At 59.9% G+C, this 26,666-nt stretch carries 23 protein-coding genes; 8 read left to right on the top strand and 15 right to left on the bottom strand.

What is annotated here, in order from left to right:
• The first annotated feature begins 118 nt into the window (after nt 1-118).
• Complete coding sequence (locus ACFZPT_RS24455; RefSeq protein ID WP_034115248.1) at nt 119-4,366, top strand: DEAD/DEAH box helicase; 4,248 nt, start codon at nt 119-121, stop codon at nt 4,364-4,366.
• A 93-nt stretch (nt 4,367-4,459) separates the two neighbouring features.
• Here the strand turns inward: ACFZPT_RS24455 and ACFZPT_RS24450 are convergent, their stop codons facing one another.
• Complete coding sequence (locus ACFZPT_RS24450; protein WP_034115249.1) at nt 4,460-6,535, bottom strand: mechanosensitive ion channel family protein; 2,076 nt, start codon at nt 6,533-6,535, stop codon at nt 4,460-4,462.
• A 159-nt stretch (nt 6,536-6,694) separates the two neighbouring features.
• Between ACFZPT_RS24450 and ACFZPT_RS24445 the strand changes: the two genes are divergently transcribed.
• From ACFZPT_RS24445 to ACFZPT_RS24430, 4 genes are read left to right on the top strand one after another with little or no spacing between them, the layout of a single operon-like run.
• On the top strand, nt 6,695-7,621 hold the full coding sequence (locus ACFZPT_RS24445) for a DUF72 domain-containing protein (protein WP_034115250.1): 927 nt from the start codon (nt 6,695-6,697) through the stop codon (nt 7,619-7,621).
• Nucleotides 7,618-8,394, top strand: a complete 777-nt coding sequence (locus ACFZPT_RS24440) for an endonuclease/exonuclease/phosphatase family protein (protein WP_034115251.1) — start codon at nt 7,618-7,620, stop codon at nt 8,392-8,394. The genes ACFZPT_RS24445 and ACFZPT_RS24440 overlap by 4 nt, the downstream gene beginning before the upstream one ends.
• The gene (gene clsB / locus ACFZPT_RS24435; RefSeq protein ID WP_034115252.1) at nt 8,391-9,653 is read left to right on the top strand and encodes a cardiolipin synthase ClsB; all 1,263 of its coding nucleotides are present in this window, start codon (nt 8,391-8,393) and stop codon (nt 9,651-9,653) included. Before ACFZPT_RS24440 ends, clsB begins: the two co-directional genes overlap by 4 nt.
• Nucleotides 9,643-10,599 (top strand): lysylphosphatidylglycerol synthase domain-containing protein, encoded by a 957-nt coding sequence (locus tag ACFZPT_RS24430; protein WP_034100985.1) that lies wholly within the window; start codon nt 9,643-9,645, stop codon nt 10,597-10,599. Before clsB ends, ACFZPT_RS24430 begins: the two co-directional genes overlap by 11 nt.
• Before the next feature lie 2 nt (nt 10,600-10,601).
• Here ACFZPT_RS24430 and ACFZPT_RS24425 read toward each other — a convergent pair whose 3' ends face one another.
• From ACFZPT_RS24425 to ACFZPT_RS24415, 3 genes are all read right to left on the bottom strand, one after another.
• The gene (locus ACFZPT_RS24425; RefSeq protein WP_034100986.1) at nt 10,602-11,357 is read right to left on the bottom strand and encodes a S9 family peptidase; all 756 of its coding nucleotides are present in this window, start codon (nt 11,355-11,357) and stop codon (nt 10,602-10,604) included.
• Nucleotides 11,347-12,456: a DUF3182 family protein gene (locus ACFZPT_RS24420; RefSeq protein ID WP_034115253.1), complete on the bottom strand. Its 1,110-nt coding sequence runs from the start codon at nt 12,454-12,456 to the stop codon at nt 11,347-11,349. Before ACFZPT_RS24420 ends, ACFZPT_RS24425 begins: the two co-directional genes overlap by 11 nt.
• A 171-nt stretch (nt 12,457-12,627) precedes the next feature.
• Entirely contained in the window at nt 12,628-13,599 is a 972-nt protein-coding gene (locus ACFZPT_RS24415) for a GlxA family transcriptional regulator (RefSeq protein WP_034115254.1), read from the bottom strand.
• Between the two features lie 96 nt (nt 13,600-13,695).
• Between ACFZPT_RS24415 and ACFZPT_RS24410 the strand changes: the two genes are divergently transcribed.
• Nucleotides 13,696-14,259 carry a cysteine hydrolase family protein gene (locus ACFZPT_RS24410; RefSeq protein WP_034100989.1) on the top strand — a complete coding sequence of 188 codons (564 nt, stop codon included), beginning with the start codon at nt 13,696-13,698 and terminating at the stop codon, nt 14,257-14,259.
• A 21-nt stretch (nt 14,260-14,280) separates the two neighbouring features.
• Here the strand turns inward: ACFZPT_RS24410 and tam are convergent, their stop codons facing one another.
• On the bottom strand, nt 14,281-15,042 hold the full coding sequence (tam, locus tag ACFZPT_RS24405; RefSeq protein ID WP_099312849.1) for a trans-aconitate 2-methyltransferase: 762 nt from the start codon (nt 15,040-15,042) through the stop codon (nt 14,281-14,283).
• Nucleotides 15,043-15,325: 283 nt separating this feature from the next.
• Between tam and ACFZPT_RS24400 the strand changes: the two genes are divergently transcribed.
• Nucleotides 15,326-16,150: an alpha/beta fold hydrolase gene (locus ACFZPT_RS24400; RefSeq protein ID WP_034115256.1), complete on the top strand. Its 825-nt coding sequence runs from the start codon at nt 15,326-15,328 to the stop codon at nt 16,148-16,150.
• 81 nt (nt 16,151-16,231) lie between these two features.
• On the opposite strand, the gene ACFZPT_RS24395 is transcribed toward ACFZPT_RS24400, so the two are convergent.
• Nucleotides 16,232-16,747 (bottom strand): single-stranded DNA-binding protein, encoded by a 516-nt coding sequence (locus ACFZPT_RS24395; protein ID WP_017849542.1) that lies wholly within the window; start codon nt 16,745-16,747, stop codon nt 16,232-16,234.
• 9 nt (nt 16,748-16,756) lie between these two features.
• Nucleotides 16,757-18,151, bottom strand: a complete 1,395-nt coding sequence (locus ACFZPT_RS24390) for an MFS transporter (RefSeq protein WP_034115257.1) — start codon at nt 18,149-18,151, stop codon at nt 16,757-16,759.
• Between the two features lie 178 nt (nt 18,152-18,329).
• Here ACFZPT_RS24390 and uvrA point away from each other — a divergent pair, with 178 nt between their 5' ends.
• A complete protein-coding gene (uvrA, locus tag ACFZPT_RS24385; RefSeq protein WP_034115258.1) occupies nt 18,330-21,164 on the top strand; it encodes an excinuclease ABC subunit UvrA in 2,835 nt (944 codons plus the stop codon).
• 66 nt (nt 21,165-21,230) lie between these two features.
• Here the strand turns inward: uvrA and bfr are convergent, their stop codons facing one another.
• From bfr to rpmJ, 8 genes are all read right to left on the bottom strand, one after another.
• Complete coding sequence (gene bfr / locus ACFZPT_RS24380; RefSeq protein WP_003176400.1) at nt 21,231-21,695, bottom strand: bacterioferritin; 465 nt, start codon at nt 21,693-21,695, stop codon at nt 21,231-21,233.
• 155 nt (nt 21,696-21,850) lie between these two features.
• Nucleotides 21,851-23,299 carry a catalase gene (locus ACFZPT_RS24375; protein WP_034115259.1) on the bottom strand — a complete coding sequence of 483 codons (1,449 nt, stop codon included), beginning with the start codon at nt 23,297-23,299 and terminating at the stop codon, nt 21,851-21,853.
• Nucleotides 23,300-23,537: 238 nt separating this feature from the next.
• Nucleotides 23,538-23,924: a 50S ribosomal protein L17 gene (rplQ, locus tag ACFZPT_RS24370; protein ID WP_003176402.1), complete on the bottom strand. Its 387-nt coding sequence runs from the start codon at nt 23,922-23,924 to the stop codon at nt 23,538-23,540.
• 41 nt (nt 23,925-23,965) lie between these two features.
• Nucleotides 23,966-24,967 carry a DNA-directed RNA polymerase subunit alpha gene (locus tag ACFZPT_RS24365; RefSeq protein WP_003176403.1) on the bottom strand — a complete coding sequence of 334 codons (1,002 nt, stop codon included), beginning with the start codon at nt 24,965-24,967 and terminating at the stop codon, nt 23,966-23,968.
• A 22-nt stretch (nt 24,968-24,989) separates the two neighbouring features.
• A complete protein-coding gene (gene rpsD, locus ACFZPT_RS24360; RefSeq protein ID WP_003176404.1) occupies nt 24,990-25,610 on the bottom strand; it encodes a 30S ribosomal protein S4 in 621 nt (206 codons plus the stop codon).
• 18 nt (nt 25,611-25,628) lie between these two features.
• Nucleotides 25,629-26,018, bottom strand: coding sequence for a 30S ribosomal protein S11 (gene rpsK / locus ACFZPT_RS24355; RefSeq protein WP_002555466.1), 390 nt, complete (start codon nt 26,016-26,018; stop codon nt 25,629-25,631).
• Between the two features lie 30 nt (nt 26,019-26,048).
• Nucleotides 26,049-26,405, bottom strand: coding sequence for a 30S ribosomal protein S13 (gene rpsM / locus ACFZPT_RS24350; RefSeq protein WP_003194635.1), 357 nt, complete (start codon nt 26,403-26,405; stop codon nt 26,049-26,051).
• 129 nt (nt 26,406-26,534) lie between these two features.
• Nucleotides 26,535-26,651: a 50S ribosomal protein L36 gene (gene rpmJ / locus ACFZPT_RS24345; RefSeq protein WP_002555468.1), complete on the bottom strand. Its 117-nt coding sequence runs from the start codon at nt 26,649-26,651 to the stop codon at nt 26,535-26,537.
• Nucleotides 26,652-26,666 lie beyond the last annotated feature (15 nt).

Raw genomic sequence — 26,666 nt, 5'->3', positions numbered from 1 at the left:
CTGTGGGCCGTGCCGTGGATAGTTGCCAGAATCGTTGCATTTTGCGGGTTTGTAGCGCAACCGTCACGGATAAAGTACGGGTTTGCAACTTGTTGGAACTGCCAGTATCAATCACTCCATGAACGTATCTGATTCAACCGACACGGTCCTGAACGGTTTCCACCCCGCCGTCAGCGCCTGGTTCCGCAGCAGCTTCCCCGCGGTGACCGCTGCCCAAGCCCAGGCGTGGCCGCTGATCCGCCAGCGCCGCTCGACGTTGATCGCCGCGCCCACCGGTTCGGGCAAGACCCTGACGGCGTTTCTGGCGGTGCTCGATGACTTGGTCCACCAGGGGCTGGCCAACGGCGGCGAACTGCCGGATGAAACCCTGGTGGTGTATGTGTCGCCCCTCAAGGCGCTGTCCAACGACATCCAGATCAACCTGCAAACCCCGCTGGCGGGCATCACCCACCATTTGCAGCAACAGGGCTTGCCACCGCTGGCGATCCGCACCGCCGTGCGCACCGGCGACACGCCGCAAAAAGACCGCGCGCAGATGCGCAAACGCCCGCCGCATATCCTGGTGACCACCCCGGAATCACTCTACGTGCTGCTGGGCTCGGACTCCGGCCGGCAGATGCTCGCCACCACGCGCACGGTGATCGTCGATGAAATCCACGCCATCGCCGCCGGCAAGCGCGGCAGCCACCTGGCCTTGAGCCTGGAGCGTCTGCAAGGCTTGTGCGGCGAACCGCTGATGCGCATCGGCTTGTCGGCCACGCAAAAGCCCATCGAGGCGGTGTCGCGCTTTTTGGTGGGCACGGGCCGGCCCTGCGCCATTGTCGACATCGGCCACGCGCGCCCCCGCGACCTGGACATCGAAGTGCCGCCGGTGCCGCTGTCAGCGGTGATGGCCAACGATGTCTGGGAGCTGGTCTACAACCGCCTCGCCGATCTAGCGCGCGAGCACCGCACCACGCTGATCTTCGTCAACACCCGGCGTCTGGCCGAGCGCCTGGCCCGGCATCTGAGCGAGCGCCTGGGCAAAACCGCAGTGGCCGCCCACCACGGCAGCCTGGCCAAGGAGATGCGCCTGGACGCCGAGCAACGCCTCAAGGCCGGCGAGCTGCAAGTGCTGATCGCCACCGCCTCCCTGGAGCTGGGAATCGATATCGGCGACGTCGACCTGGTGTGCCAGATCGGCTCGCCCGGGTCCATCAACGGGTTTCTGCAACGGGTCGGGCGCTCCGGCCACCACGTGGGTGGCACACCCAAAGGCCGTTTGTTCGCACTCACCCGCGATGATTTGATTGAGTGCGCCGCCCTGCTCGACTGCGTGCGCCGAGGTGAGCTGGACACGCTGCACATCCCCGTTGCACCGCTGGATGTGCTGGCGCAACAGATCATCGCCGAGGTCAGCGCCCAGGAGTGGTCGGAACACGCCTTGCTGGCGCTGATCCACCGCGCCGCGCCTTATGCCGAGCTGGATGAGCGTCACTACCAGGCGCTGCTGCACATGCTCGCCGACGGCTATAACGGGCGCCAGGGCATCCGCAGCGCCTACCTGCACCGCGATGCCGTGACCCACACCCTGCGCGGCCGACGTGGCGCACGGCTGACCGCTGTGACCAGCGGCGGCACGATCCCGGATAACGCCGACTACAGCGTCTTGCTCGAACCCCAGGGCTTGAACATTGGCAGCGTCAACGAGGATTTCGCGGTAGAAAGCATCGCCGGGGATATCTTCCAACTGGGCAATACCTCCTACCGAATTCTGCGGGTCGACGCCGGCAAGGTGCGGGTGGAAGACGCCCACGGCCAACCGCCGACCATTCCGTTCTGGCTGGGCGAAGCGCCGGGGCGCAGCCATGAGTTGTCGGCCGCTGTGGCGCGTTTGCAGGGGCATTTGGACAGCCTGCTCGGCGCCACTCCCGGCGACTTGAGCACGGCCTCGACCTGGCTCACCCAGACCTTGGGCCTGAACCGCGCCAGCGCCGAGCAGATCCTCGATTACCTGGCCCGCGCGCGCCAGGCCCTGAGCGCGCTACCGTCCCAGGACACGCTGATCATGGAGCGGTTTTTCGACGCCTCCGGCGGCACCCAATTGATCATCCACACGCCCTTCGGCAGCCGCATCAACCGCGCCTGGGGCTTGGCCCTGCGCAAACGCTTTTGCCGCACGTTCAACTTCGAATTGCAGGCGGCGGCCAGTGAAAATGCGATCGTGCTGTCGCTGTCCACCAGCCACAGTTTCCCGCTAGACGAAGTATGGCGTTACCTCAACAGCCAGACTGCCGAACACCTGCTGATCCAGGCCGTGCTCGACGCGCCGCTGTTCGGCGTGCGCTGGCGCTGGAACGCCGGCGTGGCCCTGGCGTTACCGCGCTACACCGGCGGGCGCAAGGTGGCGCCGCAGATCCAGCGCATGAAAAGCGAAGACCTGATCGCCAGCGTGTTCCCCGACCAGATCGCCTGCCTGGAAAACCTCGCCGGCGAGCGTGAAGTGCCGGAACACCCGCTGGTGGAACAAACCCTCGATGATTGCCTGCACGACGCCATGGACAGCGCCGGTTGGCTTGCCCTGTTGCGGCGTATGGAAAGCGGCCAAGTGCGCTTGATCAGCCGCGATCTGCCGGCGCCTTCGCCCATGGCCGCTGAAATTCTCAGCGCACGCCCCTACACCTTTCTGGATGACGCGCCGCTGGAGGAGCGACGTACCCAAGCCGTGCTGAACCGCCGCTGGAGCGATCCGCAGAGCACCGACGACCTGGGTGCTCTGGATGCAGAAGCCATCGCTGGCGTACGCGAAGAAGCCTGGCCGGCGCCTCAAGGCATGGATGAGATGCACGAAGCGCTGATGAGCCTGGGCGGCATCGCCCCCAGCGAAATCACACCAGCCTGGGCCACCTGGCTGCAAGCACTGGCCAAAACCGGGCGCGCCCATTGTTTGCCCAACGGTCTGTGGGTGGCGGTGGAGCGCCTGAATATCTGGCAGGCGATCATTCCCCACCACCTGGCGCTGTTGCCCGGTTTCGATGAGCCTTGGATTCATGAGGACGCCCTCGCGGAAATACTGCGCGCACGGCTCAGTGGGTTCGGCCCGCAGACCCTGGCCGAGATCGCCGCGCCCCTGGCCTTGCCGGCCACCGACATCGCTCAGGCCCTGGCTCGGCTGGAACAGGAAGGCTACGTGCTGCGCGGCTACTTCAGCCCCGGGGCCGACGGCGAACAATGGTGCGAACGGCACCTGCTGGCGTGCATCCATCGCTACACCGTCAAGCGTCTGCGCCGGGAAATCGAACCGGTGGCGCTGCAAGACTTCATGCGGTTTCTGTTCGATTGGCAGCACTTGTCCGATGAAACCCGTGGCCAAGGCAGCGCCATGCTGGCGCAGATCGTCGGGCAATTCGAAGGCTATGCCGCCGCCGCGTCAGCGTGGGACAGCGATCTACTCAGCGTTCGACTCAAGGATTACTCGCCGACTTGGCTCGATGAGCTATGCCGCAGCGGCAAATGGGTCTGGATGCGCCTGACCGACAAACACAGCGCCAGCGCCCAACGCAGCACGCCGGTGGTGGTACTGCCGCGCAGCCAGGTGGGCATGTGGAGCGGCCTGACCGATGCGGCCGACAGCAGCACGCTGTCGCCCAAGGCGCAGAAAGTCCACGGAGCGTTGCGTGAATACGGCGCGCTGTTTTTCGACGAGCTGGTGCACGAAGCCCATCTCTTGCGCAGCGAGCTGGAAACCGCGCTGCTGGAACTGGTCGGTGCCGGTTTGGTGAATGCCGACAGTTTTGCCGGCCTGCGCGCACTGACCACCCCCGCCAGCAAGCGCCAGGCGCGCAGCAGCCGACGCGGACGCGGGGCGTTTATCGGCGGCATGGACGATGCGGGGCGCTGGGCGCTGATCCGTCGCCCTCCGAGCGCCGCCGGCCCGCACTCGGCCGAAACCCTGGAGCATGTGGCAATGACCCTGCTGCGTCGCTACGGCGTGGTGTTCTGGCGTTTGCTGGAACGCGAGGCCGATTGGCTGCCAAGCTGGCGCGAACTGCTGCGCACCTTCCACCGCCTGGAGGCCCGAGGGGAGATTCGCGGCGGACGGTTTGTCAGCGGTCTGGCAGGTGAACAATTTGCCTTGCCGGAAGCCATCCCATTACTGCGCGAAGTGCGGCGTCGGCCCCATGATGGGCGCCTGGTGGCCGTGTGCGGTGCGGACCCGTTGAACCTGGTGGGGACGTTATTGCCGGGCAATAAAGTGCCGGCGGTGAGTGGCAATCGCATCGTGTATCGCGACGGGCTGCCGGCAGCGGTGAGGGTCGGCAGCAAGCAGCAATTGCTGGTGGAGGAAGATCAGCTGGCGGTGCAGGAGAAGTTGATCAAGCTGTGAGTGTTAGGGCCCTATCGGGGGCAAGCCCCCTCCCACAGTGGCGGCCAAAATGTGGGAGGGGGCTTGCCCCCGATGAGGCCCTAACAAACACCATCAAGCAACCGGCGCCTCAGCATCCGGCGCATCCAGTTGCACCCTACGATTGGGCAGCAACACCTGCTGTGGATAAGTCTGCGCAAAGTGCACCTCATCACAGTTATCCACAAGCTTTTTCAAGCGCTGGTTGAACGCGCGGCTTACCGCATACTGCCCGCCCGAGACGGTGCGAAATTGCGCGGTCAGCACCACGCCGTTGAGGTCCATTTTGTCGACGCCGAATACTTCCAGCGGGCCTTGCAGGTTGTATTTGAGGAACACGTCGTCGCGGATCGACTGCCCCGCCTCGCGGATCAGCTCCACGGCCTTGTCCACATCGGTGTCATAGGTGAACTGCACCGAGAAAAACGCATAGGCGAATTGCCGCGATTGGTTGGTCACCGCCTTGATCTGCCCGAACGGCACCGAATGCACAAAGCCCTTGCCGTCGCGCAGGCGCAGGGTGCGGATGGTCAGGCCCTCGACGGTGCCGGCATGGCCGGAGTCGAGCACCACCCAATCGCCGATCGACAGCGTGTCTTCGATGATGATGAACAGGCCGGTGATCACATCCTGCACCAACTGCTGGGAACCAAAACCAATCGCCAGACCGACCACACCGGCACCCGCCAGCAGCGGCGCGACGTTGATGCCAAGGTTGGCCATAGTGGTGATCGCGCAGATCACCACCAGGATGATCTTCACCGCATTGCGCAGCAGCGGCAGGATGGTTTTGACCCGTGTGCTGGGTTGGCGGCTGGAGCGTTTGTTTACCGGCGGCTTGAGCGCTTCCTGGATCGCCGTGTCGAGCACCACCCAAAACAGCCATGTCACCAGCAGGATCAGGCCGATGCTGCTTAGGGAGTCACTGATCGCCCGGCCCACCGAATTGCGTTGGGCGAATTCAAACAGCGACACGCCCCAGATGCGCCCAAGAATCTCGATAAAGGCAATCGCCATGACGATGCGCAGGACCGCGTGCAGCAGGCTGAGGAAACGCTCCTTGTAGGCGCTGCTGCGCTGGATTGCCACCTGACTGCGGGACTTGAACAGGTGTTGCAGCACCGTGCTGAGAAACACCGTGCCGATCAACAAAATGGTGGTGAACAGCGCGCAACGCAGGGCTTTCTGGTTATCGTCGCCGGCACCGATCAGGTTGATCGCCGAGACCAACACCATCAACAGGATTGGCCAGTACCACAACCCGGAAAACACCCGCAGCGACTGCTGCAACGCCGGATGCTTGAGGCGCTGGGCCAGCGGCCGATTCCGGATCAGATGCGCCACCGGCCGGCGCAGGCGCACCACCAGCACGCCAAAAATCACCGCCGCGAACAGGCCGGTGAACACCGCGATGCTGCTGGTGATATTGCCGCCGAACTGCCGTGCGATCTGTGGGCTGGTCAGTGCATCGCTGAGCGCGGCGAGAAAACCGATCAGGAACAGCGGCTTTGGGCAGTACTCGCGAATAATCCGCACCGCGCGCCGTTTATGCCCGAGGTTGAACATGACAATCACGCACAGCAGCACCGAGGTAGAGAAGATGCCGCTGCTGGTCGCGTAGGCAAAACACAGCGCCAGCGCGCGACCAATAGACGGAGAAAGAAAATGGCTGACGTAGAGGGTCAGCGGCAGACAGATCAGTGCCGGAATCGTATAGGGCACGACATAACTGAGCACGCCCAACAGGCGCTCACGCCGCTCGAAGAAAGAACGCTGGCCAAGACGCCGCACGATCAGCCGACCGAGTAAGGTCAACAGGGTAAAGGCGCCGATCCACACACCGGACAGCAGCAGAAAGTCCCCGGCGACGCTCCACGGCGAACGTTGCGCGGTCTGGTTGACCAGGCGCCCGACTTCATCGGCAGCGCGGTCCGCGCGCAAGCGCCAGGCATCGATAAGGTTCTGATTGAGATCGAGCTTGTCCTGCACCTCATCGAGGCTGGAGCTGATCGCGCCGAGAAGGCCGCCCTCCACCAGCAATTCCGGCTTGGCCGGGGCTTCGGGTTCAGGCGCGGTAGCCGCGGCGTGCAATGCGCCGCTGCCACACAACAGCAGCGCACCAAGCAGTAATGCAGTCTTTGAATTCAGCAAAACACCGGGCTCCTTCGCGTAGGTCTGTAAGGAACTGACGGGTTTGCTTCCTGATCGTTCCCGAGAATGTGCCGTCTGTAGGAATCGCGAAACTTTCCGCCAAATCCGGCAGTCATCCAACAACGCAGGCAAACCGGCCTGGCATTGACAGGAGCAACCATGGCGGCGATTCACATCGGCATATCCGGCTGGCGCTATACGCCCTGGCGCGGGGACTTCTACCCCGAAGGGCTGCCCCAGAAACGCGAATTGCAGTTTGCGTCACGCGCCGTCAACAGCATTGAGATCAACGGCTCGTTCTATGCGCTGCAAACGCCCAAGCGCTATGCCGAGTGGTACGCCGATACGCCTGAAGGTTTTATGTTCAGCGTCAAGGCCCCGCGCTACATCACCCACATCCTGCGCTTGCGGGATGTGCATAAGCCAATGGCGAATTTTTTTGCCTCCGGGGTGCTGGAGCTGAAAGAAAAACTCGGTCCGGTGCTCTGGCAGTTTCCACCCAGTTTCAAGTTCGAAGCGCCGCTGTTCGAGGCGTTTCTAAAGGAGCTGCCCACCGACACCCAGCAAGCCGCCACCCTCGCCCGCCAGCATGAGGCGCGCCTGAACGGCAAGGCGAGCATGCAGGCCCACGGCAAGCGTGCGCTGCGCCATGCGGTGGAGATCCGGCATAAAAGCTTTGTCACCCCCGAGTTTGTAAAGCTGCTGGCACAGCACAACGTAGCGCTGGTGGTGGCCGACACCGCCGGCAAGTGGCCGTATGCCGAGGACGTGACTGCCGACTTTGTGTACCTGCGCCTGCACGGCGACAAGCAGTTGTACGCCAGCGGTTATACCGATGCAGCACTCAAACGCTGGGGCGAGCGCATCGACTGCTGGCGCCACGGCAAACAGTCTGCCGATGCTCACCTGATCGACCCGCACCACACGCCACCGGCACGTAAGCAACGCGACGTGTTCTGTTTTTTCGACAATGACATCAAGGTGCGCGCGCCTTTCGATGCCCGCCAATTGCTGCAGCGTTTCGCGCTGGACAAACACTTGGCCACCGCACCCGGACAACTGCCGGAACCGGGAGTGTTGCCATGACCCACCCTGAATTGATCCCCATCACCCCCACGGCGCCGATCACGCGCTTTACCGTGCTGACGGTGAATATCCACAAGGGCTTCACCGCACTCAACCGCCGCTTCATCCTGCCCGAGCTGCGCGAAGCGGTGCGTAGCATCGGCGCCGACATGGTGTTTTTGCAGGAGATCCACGGTACCCACGAGCAACACCCGCAGCGCTACAGCAACTGGCCGAACATGCCGCAGTACGAGTTCCTCGCCGACAGCATCTGGCCGCAGTTCGCCTATGGGCGTAACGCGGTCTACCCCCACGGCGACCACGGCAATGCGCTGCTGTCGAAATTCCAGATCGTGCGCTACGACAACCTCGACATCTCCCAGAGCGGCCACGAAAACCGTGGCCTGCTGCATTGCGTGCTGCGCTTGCCGGGCACGGGTCAGGAGGTGCACGCGATCTGCATCCACCTGGGCCTGCGTGAGGTGCATCGTCAGCAGCAATTGCGCCTGCTGGAGCAACGCATCGCGCAAATTCCGGCGGATGCACCGTTGCTGGTGGCGGGGGATTTCAACGATTGGCGGCAAAAAGCCGACTTGAGCCGCAGCGGTCTGACCGAAGTATTCGTCGGCGCCCACGGCAAACCGGCGCGGACCTTCCCGGCGCGCCTGCCGTTGTTGGCGCTGGACCGCATCTACGTGCGCAACCTCACCGCCCATAACCCCCGGGTGCTGACTACACGGCCCTGGTCCCATCTGTCAGATCATGTGCCGCTGTCGGTGGAGATCGAACTATGAACATTGCGGTAGAACACATTTCCACCGATCAGCCGCCGGACGAAGCCAAGGCCCGCGACCTCGATTACGGCTGGCAGAGCGGCAATCAAGTCGAGCTGCTGGAGAATGGCGAAGCGTACTTCCCCAGGGTGTTCGAAGCCATGCGTCAGGCCCAGCGCGAGATCCTGCTGGAGACCTTCATTCTGTTCGAAGACAAGGTGGGCAATGAGCTGCAGAGTATTTTGATCGAGGCGGCGCAACGGGGCGTCAAGGTGGTCGCCAGCCTCGACGGTTTTGGCAGCGGCGAGTTGAGCCCGGCGTTCCTCGGTGCGTTGGCGGATGCGGGCGTGGCGGTGCAGATGTTCGACCCGGCGTCCAAGACGTTGGGCATTCGCACCAACTGGTTTCGCCGTCTGCACCGCAAGATCGTGGTGGTGGACGCTACCGTGGGGTTTATCGGCGGGATCAATTTTTCCGCCGACCACCTCGGCGATTTCGGCCCGGAAGCCAAACAGGATTACGCGGTGCAAATTACCGGCCCGGCGGTTGCCGACCTGCATCATTTCGCATTAGCGCAAAGCGGCCGCCAAGTGCGCACCCGACGTGGCTGGCGGCGGCGCCAGCAACGGCCCTCGGTATGGCCGACCGAGCAAGGTGACGGTCAGGTGCGCCTGATTTACCGCGACAACCTGCAACACCGAGACGACATCGAAGAGGCGTATATCCATGCGTTGAGCAAGGCGCAAAAACGCGCGGTGATCGCCAACGCTTATTTCTTCCCCGGTTACCGGCTGCTGCGTGAGATCCGCAACGCCGCGCGGCGCGGGGTGCATGTGCAATTGATCATGCAGGGCCAACCCGATGTGCTGCTGGCCAAGCTGGCGGCGCGCATGCTCTACGACTACCTGCTCAAGGACGGCGTGGTGATCCACGAATACTGCCAGCGCCCACTGCACGGCAAAGTGGCGCTGGTGGATAACGAATGGAGCACCGTCGGTTCGAGCAACCTGGACCCGCTGAGTCTGGCGCTCAACCTGGAAGCCAACGTGCTGATCCGTGATCGTGCGTTCAACCAGCAGTTGTACGAACGCTTGGAGGCACTGGCGAACAACCACTGCAAGACCATGCCGGAGAACCGCAAGCCACGCCTGTGGCTGTGGCGCCTGACCGTGGGTTTCCTGGTGTTCCATGTGATGCGCCATTTCCCCGTGCTGACGGGTTGGCTGCCGGCCCATAAACCGCGTTTGAAACCTTTCGAGAGCCAGGCCCATGACCACTGAAACCGGCGGTTCACGCTTCAAGCGCTGGAAAAAACCGCTGACCATCGCGTTCTTCCTGCTGCTGATCGTGCTGTTCACGATGCTCGCGCGCCGCATCGACTGGAGCGAAGTGGTGCAGACCTTGGGCGACTTCAAGCTACGCACCCTGCTGATCGCCAGCGCGTTGACCCTATGCAGTTTCATCGTCTACGCCTGCTTCGACCTGATCGGCCGCACCTACATCCGCCAGCCGTTGCGCTGGAAACAGATTTTGCCGGTGGGCATTATCAGCTACGCGTTCAACCTCAACCTCAGTGCGTGGGTGGGCGGTATCGCCATGCGCTATAGGCTGTATTCGCGGCTGGGGGTGAGCACCAGCAATATCGCCAAGATCCTTGGTCTGAGCCTGGCCACTAACTGGTTCGGTTACATGGCCCTGGCCGGCGTGGTGTTCAGTAGCGGTCTGGTGACTCTGCCGCCGGGCTGGAAGTTGAGCAGCGGCGCCTTGCAGGGTGTGGGGGTGTTGCTGGTATTGGCGAGCCTGGGCTACCTGGCGGCCTGCCGGTTCTCGAAGAAGCGCGCGTGGTCGATCCGCGGTATCGAAATCAACCTGCCGTCGCTGCGCATGGCGTGCCTGCAATTGGCATTGGGTGCACTGAACTGGTCGTTGATGGCGGCGGTGATTTTCACCCTGTTGCCGGGCAAGCTGGACTACCCGCTGGTGCTCGGCGTGCTGCTGATCAGCGCGATTGCCGGGGTGGTTACGCATATCCCGGCCGGGCTCGGGGTGCTGGAGGCGGTGTTTATCGCGCTGCTGCAACACGAGGCATCGCGCGGCAGCCTGCTGGCCGGGCTGATTGCGTACCGGGCGATCTATTTTATCTGCCCGTTGCTGATTGCCTTGGTCATGTACTTGGGCGTTGAAGCCAAGGCCAAGGCGCTGCGGGTGAAGAAAACACCCGCATAGGCTTAGCGCGACTGGATGATGCTTAAGCGCTCGCCCACCACCATCTCGGTGATCCAGTCCACCAGGATCGAGGTATAAGCCTGCTGGGACACCGGATCGCTGAGGGAATGGTCGGCACCGTCGATGATGCGGTGGGTCAGCGAGTGAGTATGCCGGCATGCCGCGCGGTAACTCATGATGGTGGCATGGGGCACGTGGTCGTCGGTTTCCGATTCGACGATCAATACATCCCCGGTAAACACCGAGCACGCGTGCAGGGCACGATTGGTCTCGGCCTGCACCAGGGTGCTGCGGTAATCCATCAAATCAGCCTTATCCAGGTCGCGCTTGGGCTTGAGCCACTCCTGATCGCGGTACAGCGCCGGTACCCGCAACGCCAGCCAACGCACCGGGCGTAACGAGGTGAGGATTGCCGCCAAGTAACCGCCGTAGCTGGTGCCTACCACCGCCACCGCCGAGGTGTCGATGGCCGGGTGCGCGATCAGCCGGTCGTAGGCGGCCAGCAGGTCGCGCAGGTTGTCTTCGCGCGTCACCCGCGACAGCGGAATACCGGTGCCGGCGTGACCTCGCAGGTCGAAGGTCAGGCACACACAACCCAGGCCCGCAATACCTTTGGCCCGCTCCAGGTCACGCTCCTGACTGCCGCCCCAGCCGTGCACAAACAACACGCCGGGCACTTTGGATTTGGGGCTCAGGAACGTGCCGCTCATTTGTTCGTCGTCGATATCGATCGCAATGCTTTCGCTTCTAGCCGTCATAAGAATTGACCGTTACGTACTTGAGAAGAAATTCGCTGTGTTCCGCCGGGCCTCGGTACACCTCGATGGCATCCGCCGGCAGCGCTTGATCCTCGTAAGTCTCCACCGAGGACACGTAAATAGCCTTCAGGCCCGGATGGTTGATAAAGCTCTGTAGCGCGGCGACTTCCGCGCTGCTGGCGCCGCCCATGCGCCACGACTGTTCGAGTACGCCGCTGCGGCGCTGGCCCTGGCTATCCAGGCCTTGGGCGATATCGTAGTTGCGCCGCGAGGCGTAGAACCCTGGGTAACATTGGTCGGCGGCGGCGTCGAATACCCTGGCCTGCTCGACCGCCAGGCGCACGTCGTCGGGCAGCGCCAGTGCAAGCAGGTCGGCATAGTCCCCAGGCACCACGAGCAGGTTAGAGCCCCCGTAGACCTCTTCGCCCTGCCCGTCCCGCGTCAGGTATTGCTGGCCGCAGTAACTGAGCACGTAATCGCCGATAAAGCTCTGGCCCACGCTGTGAGTGACGACGTCGTGCAGGTCCTGCTCCAGCACCACGCCGTTGTTGAACATTACCGCTGCTTCCGGGCGCGCCAGCACGGTATCCAGTTCGTCGAGGCTACGGATTACTTGTTGACCGCGCCCTGCGCAGGCATGCACGGGTTTCAGGCGAATCGGCCCGCTGTACAGCAGGCGCGTGGCAGCCTCCCGCGCATCGCCTAAGGCAAATACGCTGAGGCCGTCGAGCACCACATCGCGCACTTGCTCGCAGAACTGCGGCGACCAGCCCTCCGGTGCCTTGGCATCCGGGCCGAGCAAGCCATGGCTGATGGCTTTGGTGCAGATGAAAGCGTGATCCACATATCCGCCCCACAGATCGTCCGGACCTTGGATATTCAAAGCGCGGGCCTGTTCTTGGCCAACAATGGTTTGCGTGGGTAATAAGTAGAGATCGCGCCCCGCATGCTGCTGCGGGTCAAAGCTGCCCGCAAACTTGAGCCCAAGGATTTGCGCCAGCCAACGAGCCAGGGCGCGATTGGTGTCGACTTCATGCTGGGGCGCTCCATCGCGCGTGGAATGCGCCGCCACAGATTTTTTGCGTTGAATCGGGGTCATGCGTCCCCCTTGGCCATCCTGCCATGTGTGTAGAAGGACAGTTGCAGGGATCAGGCCAACCCCAAGTAGAGGGACAGCGCTGGCAAATCAGTCAGTTACGCTCAGAGCGATAGCCATTGGCCTGTTTGATTCTGCACGACCTCTTCTAGCGCCTCCGGCGTTCTGCACGATTCAAACGCCAAAACGACTACGGTAGTCGCTCGGCGCCAGGCCGGTGATCTTCTTGAAGGTGGCGCGAAAGGCACTGGGGTCTTGATAACCCACGGTCCAGGCGATGTGGTCGATGGTGCCATTGGTGAATTCCAGCATTTGCCGCGCCTTGCCAACCCGCAGGTGCTGGCAGTATTCAGTGGGCTTGAGCCCGGTGGCATGGCGAAAACGGCGAAGGAACGTGCGTTCTTCCAGTCCCGCCTGCTGCGCCATGGCTGCAACGGACACATCCACCGCGCCGCTGGCCTGCAACCAATGCTGGACCTTGAGAATCGCCCCATCGCCATGGCTGAGGATCGGCGCAAAGTTGCTGCCGCACTGGCTGGCGCTGTCGCTGTGCTCGATCACCAGGAAACGCGCGGTGTCGGCGGCGATACTCGGCCCCATCAGGCGGTCGACCAGGCGCAAGCCCAATTCGGACCAGGCCATCAGCCCGGCGGTGGTGATGAGGTCGCCGTCGTCCACAATCGGCTTATCCGCCTCCAACCGCACCGACGGGTACAGCGCGGCAAACGACTCGGCGGATGACCAATGGGTGGTGGCGCTGCGCCCGTCCAGCAGGCCGCTGCGCGCCAGCATGATCGAACCGATGCACACGCCACCGAGCACCGTACCGTCGGCATGCCTTTTACGCAGCCACGCCAGTAGAGTCGGCGGCGCCTGGTCGTCAGTGAAGCCACAAATCGAGGGCGGCACCAACACAGCTATCAGCGGCAGTTCCGGGCCGGGCTGGCTGTCGAATACCCGCACAGGTTCACCCTCGGCCTGCACTTGCCAATGGCTGATGCGCAGCAACGGTAGCTGGGTGGACGCATGCTCGGCAGCAATGCGATTGGCCACGCCGAACAGATCGGTCAAACCATGCACCGCGGCCAATTGCGCGCCCTGGTAGATCAGCACACCCAGCTCAACGGTGGAGCGTTCCACGGCCATTGTCAGTTTTCCCCCTGTTATTGTCGGTGCTGCCAATCCTCGGGCGCGGCGCCAGCTAAGATACTGGGCCCATCAACCCATCACGAGGCAACCTCCATGGCCAAGCAGGCGCTCATCCTAATCGATATCCAGAACGACTACTTCCCCCAGGGCAAGTGGCCGCTCGACGGCGTGCAAGCCGCTGCCGACAAGGCGGCGCAGGTGCTGCAAGCCTTTCGCCAGGCCGGCGATGCGGTGATTCATGTGCGTCATGAGTTTACGTCCGAGGATGCACCGTTCTTCACTCCCGGCTCCGAAGGCGCACACCTGCACAGCCAGGTGCTCAATCAAGGCGATGAGCCAGTGGTGCTCAAGCATTTCGTGAACGCGTTTCGCGAAACCAACCTGCGCGCGTTGCTCGAACAACGCAGCATCACCGAACTGGTGGTAGTCGGCAGCATGAGCCATATGTGCATCGACGGCGTGGTGCGGGCTGCGGCAGACATGGGCTACACCGTCACCGTGATCCATGACGCGTGCGCCACCCGCGATCTGGAGTTCAACGGCCAAGTGATTCCCGCAGCGCAGGTGCATGGCGCCTATATGGCGTCACTGGCATTCGGTTATGCGGGTGTGGTGTCGGCGGATGAGTTTCTGACAGCGCAAACGGCGACGGCCTGACCGCCACCGTTAAGGGACGCTTTAGCGCGTGGCGATGATGAACAGGCGCGGGAACGGCAACAGCACGGTGCCGTCAGCCAGAGCCGGATAACCTTGGGTGATCCGCGCCTGGTATTCCTGTAGGAAAGCGACTCTTTCTTCGTCGGTCAACGGCGCAAGAAAAGGTCGCAGCCCTGTGCCCTTGAACCACTCCACCACGGCCCCATGATCGGCCAACGGATGTTGGTAGGTGGTGCGCCATACGTCGACCGTGCTGCAGTGCTTGCTCAGCAGTTCGTAGTAGTAGCCAGGCGCATGCCGCTCGTTGTGTTTGAAGCCACCAATCTTCGCCGCCCACGGGCCATCGGCAGCGACTTCGCGGGCGAGCCGGTGCGCAGGTTCATCAAGGTTGTCCGGCGTCTGCACGGCCAAGGTGCCGCCGGGCGTCAGTTGCTGGATCAGGTGCGGGTACAACGTAGCGTGGTCGGGCAGCCATTGCAGCGAGGCGTTGGCCAGAATCACATCGAAAGACTGGGACGGCTGCCACGCGCCAATATCCGCCAGTTCGAAATTCAAGGCAGGCAAACGCTTACGGGCGTCGATCAACATATCGCCGGAGCTGTCGATACCAGTGATGTGCGCCTGCGGGAAACGCGCCGCCAATACTTCAGTGGAGTTGCCCGGGCCGCACCCCAGGTCAACGGCCGTGCGCACCTCGACGGTGGGGATGGCGGCAACCAGATCACGCACCGGGCGGGTACGTTGCTGTTCGAACATCGTGTATTGCTTGGCTGACCAGGTCATCGCGGCTTTCCTTCGTTTGAGAGGATGGCCACAGCCTAAATCGTGTTAGCTATGAGAACAAACCTAGGATTATTGGCCCTCCCTGCGTGGTAAGGGGGTTGGTACATCAGAAACCCAACGGGGGTTTTCCATCGTGTCGCCCGAGAAACCGATCTAAACTCAGTTCTGCCCCGTGCAGAATCGGCATCAGGGAGGCATTAGTAAAAACTGCCAGCGCAGTGTCCACGGACGATTTTTCTGGCCATCACCGCCAAATTAATCCGCATATCCATGGAGCTATGCCATGTCCTATCTAAAAACTCGCGAAGGCAATGATCTTTATTACAAAGACTGGGGCAGCGGTCAGCCCGTTGTGTTCTGTCATGGGTGGCCACTGAACAGCGACAGTTGGGAATCGCAGATGCTGCATTTCGCTAACAATGGTTTTCGCGCCATTGCACATGACCGCCGGGGGCATGGTCGTTCAAGCCAGCCCTGGGATGGCAATGACATGGACCATTACGCCGATGATTTGGCGGAGCTGATAGAACATCTGGATCTGAAAGAGGTAATTCTTTTCGGGTTTTCTACCGGCGGCGGCGAAGTCGCACGCTACATCGCTCGCCACGGCGTTGCGCGCGTAGCGAAGGCGGGTTTGATTTGCGCGGTCACGCCATTGATGCTTAAAACCGCCAGCAACCCACAAGGAACACCAATCGAAGTTTTCGACGGATTACGTGCCGACTCCATCGCCAATCGCTCGCAGCTTTATCTTGATCTGGCCAGCGGCCCATTTTTTGGATTCAACCGGGCGGGCGTCACACCCTCTCAAGGTTTAATTAATTCATTCTGGGCGCAGGGTGTGATGGGGGGGCATAAAAATACTTTTGATAGCATCAAAGCATTTTCGGAAACCGACTTCCGAGAGGACTTGAAACATTTCAGCATGCCCACACTCATCATCCACGGCAGTGACGATCAAATAGTGCCGATACAGGCCTCTGCGTTGCAGACTAACTTCTTGATCCCGCACTCCGAGTTGCTGATCTACTCACGCGCGCCTCATGGTTTGACGGACACTCATAAGCAGCGGGTCAACACAGACATGCTGGCATTCGCCCTGCGTTAGGCGCAGTCCATACAAAAAAACCGCGCGGCTTTGTCAGCGGCGCGGTTTTTTTCAGCTTGCAGTGTTTGCCTTCAAGACGTCCTAGAACGGAATGTCATCATCAAAGCTGTCGAAATCCGCCGCCGGCTGAGGTGCCGCCTGCTGTGGCGCTGGACGCGACTCACGCTGTGGCTGCTGGCTTGGCTGTGGGCGCGACTGCTGTGGACGCGGTGCCGAGTTGGACATGCCGCCCTGGCCCTGTTGGTCGCCCTGTGGACGGCCGCCCAGCAGTTGCATGGTGCCTTGCATGTCGACCACGATTTCAGTGGTGTAACGCTTGATGCCGTCTTTTTCCCACTCGCGGGTCTGCAATTTGCCTTCGATGTAGACCTGCGAACCTTTGCGCAGGTATTCGCCGGCGATTTCCGCGACCTTGCCGAACATCGACACGCGGTGCCATTCGGTCTTCTCGACCTTCTGGCCGGTCTGCTTGTCGGTCCACTGTTCGCTGGTCGCCAGACTCAGGTTGGTCACGGCATTACCGTTAGGCAAGTAGCGAACTTCGGGATCCTGGCCGCATGTACCGACCAATATGACTTTGTTAACCCCACGGGCCATAACGTTCTCCTAAGCTGGGCGCGCTGTCGGCACTGGGTTGACCAGTTGCTCGAGCGTCGCGCGATCCAATAATTCGGTGTCCAATTTGATGTAGATCGCGGCTTCTTCCGCAACCACTACTGCGTCCGTTACTCCAACGACGGCCTTGAGGCGCTCGACCAAGCCAGCCTCGCGCATCGCTTCAGGCGATAACGGCAGGCGCAGGCTCGTCACATACGGAGGTTCGCGCATGGTAACAGCAAAGGCCAGCCAGAGGGCAGCCAGACCTGCGCACCCAAGGAACACAACCGACAAACCGCCATGCTGGAACATCCAGCCACCCATGATGCCGCCCAATGCGGAGCCCAGGAACTGGCTGGTGGAATACACCCCCATCGCCGTGCCCTTGCCGCCGGCCGGTGAAACTTTACTGATCAGCGAAGGCAGCGAAGCCTCCAACAGGTTGAACGCGGTGAAGAACACCACCGTGCCGATTACCAGCGCCCTCAGGCTATCGCCGAACTGCCAGAAGAATAGTTCAGTGAGCATCAATGTCGCGACGGCGCCCAGCAAAACACGTTTCATTTTGCGTCGCTTCTCGCCATAGATGATGAACGGGATCATGGCGAAGAATGAAATCAGCAACGCGGTCAGGTACACCCACCAGTGCTGCTCCTTGGGCAGACCGGCTTTTTGTACCAGGGCCAGGGGCAAGGCGACGAAGCTGCACATCAGCATGGCGTGTAATACGAAGATACCTAAATCCAGGCGCAGTAAGTCCGGGTGCTTGAGCGTCGGCAACAGCGCCTTGCGCGCAACGCCCGACTCGCGATGCTGCAGCGTGCCGGTGGAGCGCGGCACCATGAACGCCACGATCACGATACCGAACAATGCCATACCACCAGTGGCCAGAAACAAACCATGCAGACCAAAAGCGCGCGTCAGCAGCGGACCCACCACCATGGCCACGGCAAACGACAGGCCGATGGTCATGCCGATCATGGCCATGGCCTTGGTTCGATGCTGTTCGCGGGTCAGGTCCGATAGCAACGCCATCACCGCCGCCGAAATCGCCCCGGCGCCCTGTAGGATGCGGCCAGCGATCACGCCCCATATCGAATCGGATTGCGCTGCGAGTACGCTGCCAAGGGCAAATACGACCAGCCCGAGATAAATCACCGGACGACGACCAATGCGGTCGGAAATGATCCCGAACGGAATCTGAAAAATCGCCTGGGTCAGGCCGTAGGCACCAATGGCCAGACCAATCAAAGCGGGGGTCGCGCCTGCGAGATCCATCCCGTAGGTCGCCAGTACCGGCAATACCATGAACATGCCAAGCATACGGAAGGCGAACACCAGGGCCAGACCGCCTGCCGCGCGGGTCTCGCCGCTACTCATGCGTTCGCTGTGGGGATCGTGCATGGAAAAACCTCGTGTGAACCGGCGGCGATTCTACCAGTCCCATCGATTGAGAGGGTATATGCGGCGGTTTGCCGCGCAGCTTTCATGTAAGGCTGCAAGCGGCCTTTTGACAGTGTATATTCATCCAGTCTTTAGCCGTATACTCCGGCATTATTTACGCCCGCCGTGCGAGGCCATCTTGGACAAGATCCTGATTCGTGGGGCTAGAACCCACAACCTGAAGAACATCGACCTGACCCTGCCACGGGACAAACTGATCGTGATCACCGGCCTGTCCGGGTCCGGCAAATCGTCTCTGGCCTTCGATACGCTGTATGCCGAAGGTCAGCGTCGTTATGTGGAGTCGCTGTCGGCCTACGCCCGCCAGTTCCTGTCGATGATGGAAAAGCCCGACGTCGATACCATCGAAGGCCTGTCGCCAGCCATTTCCATCGAGCAGAAGTCGACTTCCCATAACCCCCGTTCCACCGTGGGCACCATTACCGAAATCTATGACTATCTGCGCCTGCTGTATGCGCGGGTAGGTATCCCCCGCTGCCCGGACCACGACATTCCTCTGGAAGCCCAGACCGTCAGCCAGATGGTCGACCTGGTGTTGGCGCAGCCCGAAGGGGCCAAGCTGATGCTGCTGGCGCCGGTGATCCGCGAGCGCAAGGGCGAACATCTGTCCGTATTCGAAGAGCTGCGCGCCCAGGGTTTCGTGCGAGCTCGCATCAACGGCAAGCTCTATGAACTCGATGAAGCACCGAAGCTCGACAAGCAGAAGAAGCATTCTATCGATGTTGTAGTCGATCGCTTCAAAGTGCGGGCGGACCTGCAGCAACGCCTGGCTGAATCGTTTGAAACAGCGCTGAAACTGGCGGACGGTATTGCCCTGGTCGCACCAATGGATGACGAACCGGGCGAAGAAATCATCTTCTCCGCACGCTTTGCCTGCCCGATTTGTGGCCACGCCATCAGCGAGCTGGAACCCAAGCTGTTCTCTTTCAACAACCCGGCCGGCGCCTGCCCGACCTGCGATGGTCTGGGGGTCAAGCAATTCTTCGACATCAAGCGCCTGGTCAATGGTGAGTTGACCCTTGCCGAAGGCGCGATACGCGGCTGGGATAGGCGTAACGTCTATTACTTCCAGATGCTCGGTTCACTGGCCTCTCACTATAAATTCAGCCTGGAAGTGCCGTTCAACCAACTGCCGGCGGACCAGCAAAAGGTCATCCTCAATGGCAGCGGCTCGCAGAATGTCGACTTCAAGTACTTGAACGACCGAGGCGATATCGTCAAGCGCTCTCACCCGTTCGAAGGCATCGTGCCGAATCTGGAGCGCCGCTATCGCGAGACCGAATCGGCGAGCGTGCGCGAAGAATTGGCGAAGTTCCTCAGCACCCAGCCGTGCCCGGATTGCCGGGGTACGCGCCTGCGACGCGAGGCGCGTCATGTGTGGGTTGGTGAAAAAACCCTGCCGGCGGTGACCAATCTGCCGATTGGCGATGCCTGTGAGTACTTTGGTGAGCTCAAGCTCACCGGGCGTCGCGGGGAAATTGCCGACAAGATTCTCAAAGAGATTCGTGAACGTTTGCAGTTCCTGGTCAACGTCGGCCTGGACTACCTTTCGCTTGATCGCAGCGCGGACACGCTGTCCGGCGGTGAAGCCCAACGGATTCGCCTGGCCAGTCAGATCGGCGCAGGCCTCGTGGGTGTCCTTTATATCCTCGATGAACCTTCGATTGGTTTGCACCAGCGCGACAACGACCGGTTGCTGGGCACCTTGAAACACCTGCGCGATATCGGTAACACGGTGATTGTGGTCGAGCACGATGAAGATGCGATTCGCTTGGCGGATTATGTGGTCGACATCGGGCCGGGTGCAGGCGTGCATGGCGGACATATTGTCGCCGAGGGCACGCCGGCCGAAGTCATGGCTCACCCGGATTCGCTGACCGGTAAATACCTCTCGGGTCGAGTGAAGATCGAAGTCCCGGTCAAACGCACACCGCGCAACAAGAAGATGGCCCTGCACCTCAAGGGCGCGCGTGGCAATAACTTGCGCAATGTAGACCTGGAGATTCCACTGGGCCTGCTTACCTGCGTGACGGGTGTTTCCGGGTCAGGCAAGTCGACGCTGATCAACAACACGCTATTCCCTTTGAGTGCCACCGCCTTGAACGGCGCGACCACTCTGGAAGCGGCGGCACACGACAGCATCAAAGGCCTGGAACATCTGGATAAAGTGGTCGATATCGACCAGAGCCCTATTGGTCGCACGCCGCGCTCTAACCCTGCGACTTACACCGGGCTGTTTACCCCGATTCGCGAACTGTTCGCTGGGGTTCCGGAGTCGCGCTCCCGCGGCTACGGGCCGGGCCGGTTCTCGTTCAACGTCAAGGGTGGCCGCTGCGAAGCCTGCCAGGGCGATGGCTTGATCAAGGTAGAAATGCACTTCCTGCCGGACATCTACGTGCCCTGCGATGTATGCAAGAGCAAGCGCTATAACCGCGAGACCCTGGAGATAAAATACAAGGGCAAGAGCATCCACGAAACCCTCGAAATGACGATCGAGGAAGCGCGGGAGTTCTTCGATGCAGTTCCGGCACTGGCGCGCAAGCTGCAGACTTTGATGGATGTAGGCTTGTCGTATATCAAGCTCGGACAGTCGGCTACTACCCTGTCCGGCGGTGAGGCGCAACGGGTGAAGTTGTCTCGCGAACTATCCAAGCGCGATACCGGCAAGACTTTGTACATCCTGGACGAGCCGACCACCGGCCTGCACTTCGCCGATATCCAGCAACTGCTGGATGTGCTGCACCGACTCCGTGACCATGGCAATACCGTGGTAGTGATCGAGCATAACTTGGATGTGATCAAAACGGCCGACTGGCTGGTGGACCTCGGGCCGGAAGGTGGCTCCAAGGGTGGCCAGATCATCGCAGTGGGCACGCCGGAGCAGGTCTCCGAGATGCCCCAATCCCACACGGGTTACTACTTGAAACCTTTGCTGGCACGCGATCGGGCCTGATTTATCCGGCGCAATAAAAAGCCCCTGTCACCTTATTGGGTGACAGGGGCTTTTTCGTACCGGAAATCAGAACTGCGATTGCAGGTAGTTTTCCAGACCAATCAGCTTGATCAGACCCAGCTGTTTTTCCAACCAGTAGGTGTGATCTTCTTCAGTGTCGTTCAACTGCACACGCAGAATTTCGCGGGTGACGTAGTCGTTATGCTGTTCGCATAACTCAATGCCCTTGCAGAGCGCAGCACGAACTTTGTACTCAAGGCGAAGGTCGGCGGCGAGCATGTCAGGTACCGTCGTGCCCACATCCAGATCATCAGGGCGCATACGTGGCGTCCCCTCGAGCATCAAGATGCGGCGCATCAGCGCATCGGCGTGCTGTGCCTCTTCTTCCATTTCATGGTTGATACGCTCGTAGAGCTCGGTAAAGCCCCAGTCTTCGTACATGCGCGAATGGATGAAATATTGGTCACGAGCTGCCAGTTCGCCCGTCAGCAACGTGTTGAGGTAATCGATTACGTCGGGGTGACCTTGCATCGCCCTACATCTCCCTGCTTTAAAGTCTGTAGTTTGAACCATGATGACCTGGAGGTCACGAGACCAACGGCAGAAAAGTGAAGATTTATCGTAAAAAGTAGCTGAAATAACGCAAAAACCGCCCTAATGAGGGCGGTTCTGCTTCTCGTTTAGAGTCAGTTAAGCGATACACCCAGCGCCTTTGCGATTGCTTCTCCGTAAGCTGGGTCTGCTTTGTAGAAGTGTCGCAACTGACGCTCAACGACATCACTCGAAACCCCAGACATCGCACCGGCAATGTTGTTGGTGAGCAGAGCTTTCTGCTCATCGCTCATCAGCCGGAAAAGCGCACCTGCGTGGCTGTAGTAGTCGGTGTCTTCGCGATGATCGTAGCGGTCCGCCGCACCGCTCAATGCCAACGCGGGTTCAGCATATTGAGGCGCTTGTTTCGGCGCGTCGGAATAGCTATTCGGTTCGTAGTTGGGAGCCGCCCCGCCATTACTACCAAATGCCATGGAGCCGTCACGCTGGTAGCTATTCACCGGGCTGCGCGGCGCATTCACTGGCAGCTGCTGGTGGTTGGTACCGACACGGTAGCGGTGCGCATCTGCGTAAGCGAATACGCGACCTTGCAGCATACGGTCGGGAGACAACCCTACACCCGGAACCATGTTGCTTGGGCCGAACGCAGCCTGCTCTACTTCAGCGAAGTAGTTTTGCGGGTTACGGTTAAGCTCCAGCTCGCCCACTTCGATCAGCGGGAATTCCTTTTGCGACCATGTTTTGGTCACGTCGAAAGGATTTTCGTAATGGGCATTGGCCTGCGCCTCAGTCATGATCTGGATGCACACCCGCCATTTAGGGAAGTCACCGCGCTCGATTGCCCCGAACAGGTCACGCTGAGCGTAATCAGGATCAGTACCCGCTAAACGTGCGGCTTCTGCAGGCGAGAGGTTCTTAATGCCTTGCTTGGTCTTGTAATGCCATTTGACCCAATGCCGCTCACCCTTGGCGTTGATCAAGCTGTACGTATGACTGCCGAAGCCATGCATGTGACGGTAGCCATCAGGGATACCCCGGTCAGAGAACAAAATCGTGACCTGATGCAGCGCTTCGGGAGAATGCGACCAAAAATCCCACATCATTTGCGCGCTTTTCAGGTTGCTTTGCGGCAGGCGCTTTTGAGTGTGGATAAAGTCAGGGAATTTCAACGGATCGCGAATGAAGAATACCGGCGTGTTGTTACCCACGATGTCCCAGTTACCCTCTTCGGTATAGAACTTCAAAGCGAAACCGCGGGGGTCGCGCTCAGTGTCAGCGGAACCACGCTCGCCACCGACCGTAGAAAATCGCAAAAAGGTAGGCGTCTGCTTGCCAACCGCTTCGAAAAGCTTAGCACTGGTGTATTGGGTGATGTCGCGGGTCACGGTAAACGTGCCGTATGCGCCCGAGCCTTTGGCGTGTACGCGGCGCTCAGGAATGTTTTCACGGTTGAAGTGAGCAAGCTTCTCGATCAGATGAAAATCATCAAGAAGCAGAGGACCACGCGGGCCGGCCGAACGAGAGTTCTGGTTATCCGCAACGGGAGCACCGCTCGCGGTGGTAAGGATTTTATCCTGGCTCATGTTCAATTTTCCTCAGGTTAGATGTGGCACTGCCGGCTAATCGGCTTGAAGGAAGTATTGATCATCAACATGAAACTGACAAATTCATTAAATCGTCAGCATCAATAGAAAATATCTACCAACAATTCCTATTCCCATGGTGCCAACTGCAATTTGAGGAAGCTTGTACCCATCGCGCTTTTCTTATGCGCACAAAAAACCGGGCACTAGGCCCGGTTTTTCGTTACAGACTGTCGTCTTACTCGGCGCTTACAGCTTCGCCAGCAGTAGCACGATCAACCAACTCGACGTACGCCATTGGCGCGTTGTCGCCAGCGCGGAAACCGCACTTGAGGATGCGCAGGTAGCCACCCTCACGGGTAGCGTAGCGCTTACCCAGGTCGTTGAAGAGCTTACCAACGATAGCTTTCGAACGAGTACGGTCGAAAGCCAGACGGCGGTTAGCCAGGCTGTCTGTCTTAGCCAAAGTAATCAGCGGCTCAGCAACGCGACGCAGTTCTTTAGCTTTCGGCAGTGTAGTTTTGATCAGCTCGTGCTCGAACAGCGACACCGCCATGTTTTGGAACATGGCCTTGCGGTGCGAGCTGGTACGGCTCAGGTGACGACCACTTTTACGATGACGCATGGTTCATTCCTTACCAAACTCACGTTCGGTGATTACGACGATCAGGCAGTCGCCTTGTCGTCCTTCTTAAGACTTGCAGGCGGCCAGTTGTCGAGGCGCATGCCGAGGGACAGACCGCGGGAGGCCAGAACGTCCTTGATTTCGGTCAAGGATTTCTTGCCCAGGTTCGGAGTCTTCAACAGTTCTACTTCGGTACGCTGAATCAGGTCGCCGATGTAGTAAATGTTTTCCGCCTTAAGGCAGTTAGCCGAACGTACAGTCAGTTCCAGATCGTCAACCGGGCGAAGCAGGATCGGATCGATCTCGTCTTCCTGCTCGATTACCACTGGTTCGCTGTCACCTTTGAGGTCCACAAACGCAGCCAACTGCTGTTGCAGAATGGTTGCAGCGCGGCGGATAGCCTCTTCAGGATCCAGGGTACCGTTGGTTTCCAGATCAATAACCAGCTTGTCCAGGTTAGTACGCTGTTCGACACGGGCGTTTTCCACCACGTATGCGATACGGCGAACCGGGCTGAACGAAGAGTCAAGCTGCAAGCGACCAATGCTGCGGCTTTCGTCTTCATCGCTCTGACGCGAGTCGGCCGGTTCATAACCACGACCACGAGCTACGGTGAGCTTCATGTTCAGGGCGCCGTTAGACGCCAGGTTAGCGATTACGTGATCGGGGTTAACGATCTCGACATCATGATCCAGCTGAATATCGGCAGCGGTAACCACCCCCGAACCCTTCTTCGACAAGGTCAGCGTAACTTCGTCACGGCCGTGCAGCTTGATAGCCAGACCTTTAAGGTTCAACAGGATTTCAATTACGTCTTCCTGTACACCTTCGATGGCGCTGTACTCGTGGAGCACACCGTCAATCTCGGCCTCGACTACTGCACAGCCGGGCATTGAGGACAACAGGATGCGGCGCAGCGCGTTGCCCAGGGTGTGGCCAAAACCACGCTCGAGAGGCTCGAGAGTGATCTTAGCGCGGGTTGGACTGACAACCTGCACATCAATGTGGCGGGGTGTCAGGAACTCATTTACCGAAATCTGCATGGATGCACCTATTTTCTAGCCCTTACTTGGAGTAGAGCTCGACAATCAGGCTTTCGTTGATGTCGGCGGACAGATCACTGCGAGCTGGAACGTTCTTGAAAACGCCCGACTTCTTCTCAGTGTCTACTTCTACCCATTCTACGCGGCCACGTTGGGCACACAGATCGAGAGCTTGGACAATGCGAAGTTGGTTTTTAGCTTTCTCGCGAACTGCGACCACGTCACCAGCACGAACCTGGTAAGACGGAACGTTTACGGTCTGACCGTTAACGCTGATCGACTTGTGCGATACCAGCTGACGGGATTCGGCACGAGTCGAACCAAAGCCCATACGGTATACAACGTTGTCCAGACGGCATTCGAGCAGTTGCAGCAGGTTTTCACCGGTTGCACCTTTCTTGCCAGCAGCTTCTTTGTAGTAGCCGCTGAACTGACGCTCGAGAACGCCGTAGATACGACGGACCTTCTGCTTTTCACGCAGTTGGGTGCCGTAATCGGACTGGCGACCGCGGCGTTGGCCGTGGATACCAGGTGCTGCTTCGATGTTGCACTTCGATTCGATCGCGCGCACGCCGCTCTTCAGGAAGAGATCGGTGCCTTCGCGACGAGCGAGTTTGCATTTTGGACCAATGTAACGAGCCATTCTTTACAATCTCCTGGATTACACGCGGCGCTTCTTCGGCGGACGGCACCCGTTGTGCGGGATTGGCGTCACGTCGGTGATGCTGGCGATCTTATAGCCACAGCCGTTCAAAGCACGGACAGCAGACTCACGACCTGGACCTGGACCCTTGACGTTAACGTCGAGGTTTTTCAGGCCGTATTCCAGCGCAGCTTGACCAGCACGCTCAGCAGCTACTTGAGCAGCGAACGGGGTGGACTTGCGGGAACCGCGGAAACCCGAACCACCGGAGGTAGCCCAAGAAAGCGCGTTACCTTGACGGTCGGTGATGGTCACGATGGTGTTGTTAAAAGATGCATGGATGTGGGCGATGCCATCAACCACTGTCTTTTTAACTTTTTTACGAGGACGAGCAGCAGGTTTTGCCATGATAATTTTCCTGTCGATTCGCGGGGGCGATTACTTGCGGATCGGCTTACGCGGACCTTTACGGGTACGCGCGTTAGTCTTGGTACGCTGACCGCGTACTGGAAGACCACGACGATGACGCAGACCGCGATAGCAACCGAGGTCCATCAAACGCTTGATTTTCATGTTGATTTCGCGACGCAGGTCACCTTCAGTGGTGAACTTCGCCACTTCGCCACGCAGCTGTTCAATCTGCTCGTCGCTCAGATCCTTGATCTTAGCGGCTGGGTTTACCCCAGCAACTGCGCAAATTTTCTGCGCAGTAGTGCGACCAACACCATAGATGTAGGTCAGCGAGATAACAGTGTGCTTGTTATCTGGAATGTTAACGCCTGCAATACGGGCCATTCAGTGGGACTCCAATTGACAGCTACCTACGCCCCGGAAGCCAAGAAATAGGGCGCGAGATAATATCGCTGTAATAACAAATAATCAACCCGGCAGCGCACTAGCTGCCGGGCTTCAAGCGGATCACACTCAGCCTTGGCGCTGTTTGTGACGCGGTTCCGCGCTGCAAATTACTCGAACAACACCTTCGCGGCGAATAATCTTGCAGTTACGGCACAGCTTTTTCACCGATGCACGAACTTTCATCACCAACTCCTCGAA

Origin of the sequence: Pseudomonas sp. MD330_10, from assembly GCF_042610415.1 — a bacterium.
Taxonomy (GTDB): domain Bacteria; phylum Pseudomonadota; class Gammaproteobacteria; order Pseudomonadales; family Pseudomonadaceae; genus Aquipseudomonas; species Aquipseudomonas rhodesiae.
Note: the sequence above shows the minus strand (reverse complement) of the source record. Positions and strands in the feature narration are given on the sequence as shown.

Excerpts from the sequence above, each read along its gene's own strand:
- ACFZPT_RS24455 (WP_034115248.1), top strand. The coding sequence starts at position 119 with ATGAACGTATCTGATTCAACCGACACGGTCCTGAACGGTTTCCACCCC.
- ACFZPT_RS24445 (WP_034115250.1), top strand. The coding sequence starts at position 6,695 with ATGGCGGCGATTCACATCGGCATATCCGGCTGGCGCTATACGCCCTGG.
- ACFZPT_RS24440 (WP_034115251.1), top strand. The coding sequence starts at position 7,618 with ATGACCCACCCTGAATTGATCCCCATCACCCCCACGGCGCCGATCACG.
- clsB (WP_034115252.1), top strand. The coding sequence starts at position 8,391 with ATGAACATTGCGGTAGAACACATTTCCACCGATCAGCCGCCGGACGAA.
- ACFZPT_RS24430 (WP_034100985.1), top strand. The coding sequence starts at position 9,643 with ATGACCACTGAAACCGGCGGTTCACGCTTCAAGCGCTGGAAAAAACCG.
- ACFZPT_RS24425 (WP_034100986.1), bottom strand. The coding sequence starts at position 11,357 with ATGACGGCTAGAAGCGAAAGCATTGCGATCGATATCGACGACGAACAA.
- ACFZPT_RS24420 (WP_034115253.1), bottom strand. The coding sequence starts at position 12,456 with ATGACCCCGATTCAACGCAAAAAATCTGTGGCGGCGCATTCCACGCGC.
- ACFZPT_RS24415 (WP_034115254.1), bottom strand. The coding sequence starts at position 13,599 with ATGGCCGTGGAACGCTCCACCGTTGAGCTGGGTGTGCTGATCTACCAG.
- ACFZPT_RS24410 (WP_034100989.1), top strand. The coding sequence starts at position 13,696 with ATGGCCAAGCAGGCGCTCATCCTAATCGATATCCAGAACGACTACTTC.
- tam (WP_099312849.1), bottom strand. The coding sequence starts at position 15,042 with ATGACCTGGTCAGCCAAGCAATACACGATGTTCGAACAGCAACGTACC.
- ACFZPT_RS24400 (WP_034115256.1), top strand. The coding sequence starts at position 15,326 with ATGTCCTATCTAAAAACTCGCGAAGGCAATGATCTTTATTACAAAGAC.
- ACFZPT_RS24395 (WP_017849542.1), bottom strand. The coding sequence starts at position 16,747 with ATGGCCCGTGGGGTTAACAAAGTCATATTGGTCGGTACATGCGGCCAG.
- ACFZPT_RS24390 (WP_034115257.1), bottom strand. The coding sequence starts at position 18,151 with ATGCACGATCCCCACAGCGAACGCATGAGTAGCGGCGAGACCCGCGCG.
- bfr (WP_003176400.1), bottom strand. The coding sequence starts at position 21,695 with ATGCAAGGTCACCCCGACGTAATCGATTACCTCAACACGTTGCTGACG.
- ACFZPT_RS24375 (WP_034115259.1), bottom strand. The coding sequence starts at position 23,299 with ATGAGCCAGGATAAAATCCTTACCACCGCGAGCGGTGCTCCCGTTGCG.
- rplQ (WP_003176402.1), bottom strand. The coding sequence starts at position 23,924 with ATGCGTCATCGTAAAAGTGGTCGTCACCTGAGCCGTACCAGCTCGCAC.
- ACFZPT_RS24365 (WP_003176403.1), bottom strand. The coding sequence starts at position 24,967 with ATGCAGATTTCGGTAAATGAGTTCCTGACACCCCGCCACATTGATGTG.
- rpsD (WP_003176404.1), bottom strand. The coding sequence starts at position 25,610 with ATGGCTCGTTACATTGGTCCAAAATGCAAACTCGCTCGTCGCGAAGGC.
- rpsK (WP_002555466.1), bottom strand. The coding sequence starts at position 26,018 with ATGGCAAAACCTGCTGCTCGTCCTCGTAAAAAAGTTAAAAAGACAGTG.
- rpsM (WP_003194635.1), bottom strand. The coding sequence starts at position 26,405 with ATGGCCCGTATTGCAGGCGTTAACATTCCAGATAACAAGCACACTGTT.
- rpmJ (WP_002555468.1), bottom strand. The coding sequence starts at position 26,651 with ATGAAAGTTCGTGCATCGGTGAAAAAGCTGTGCCGTAACTGCAAGATT.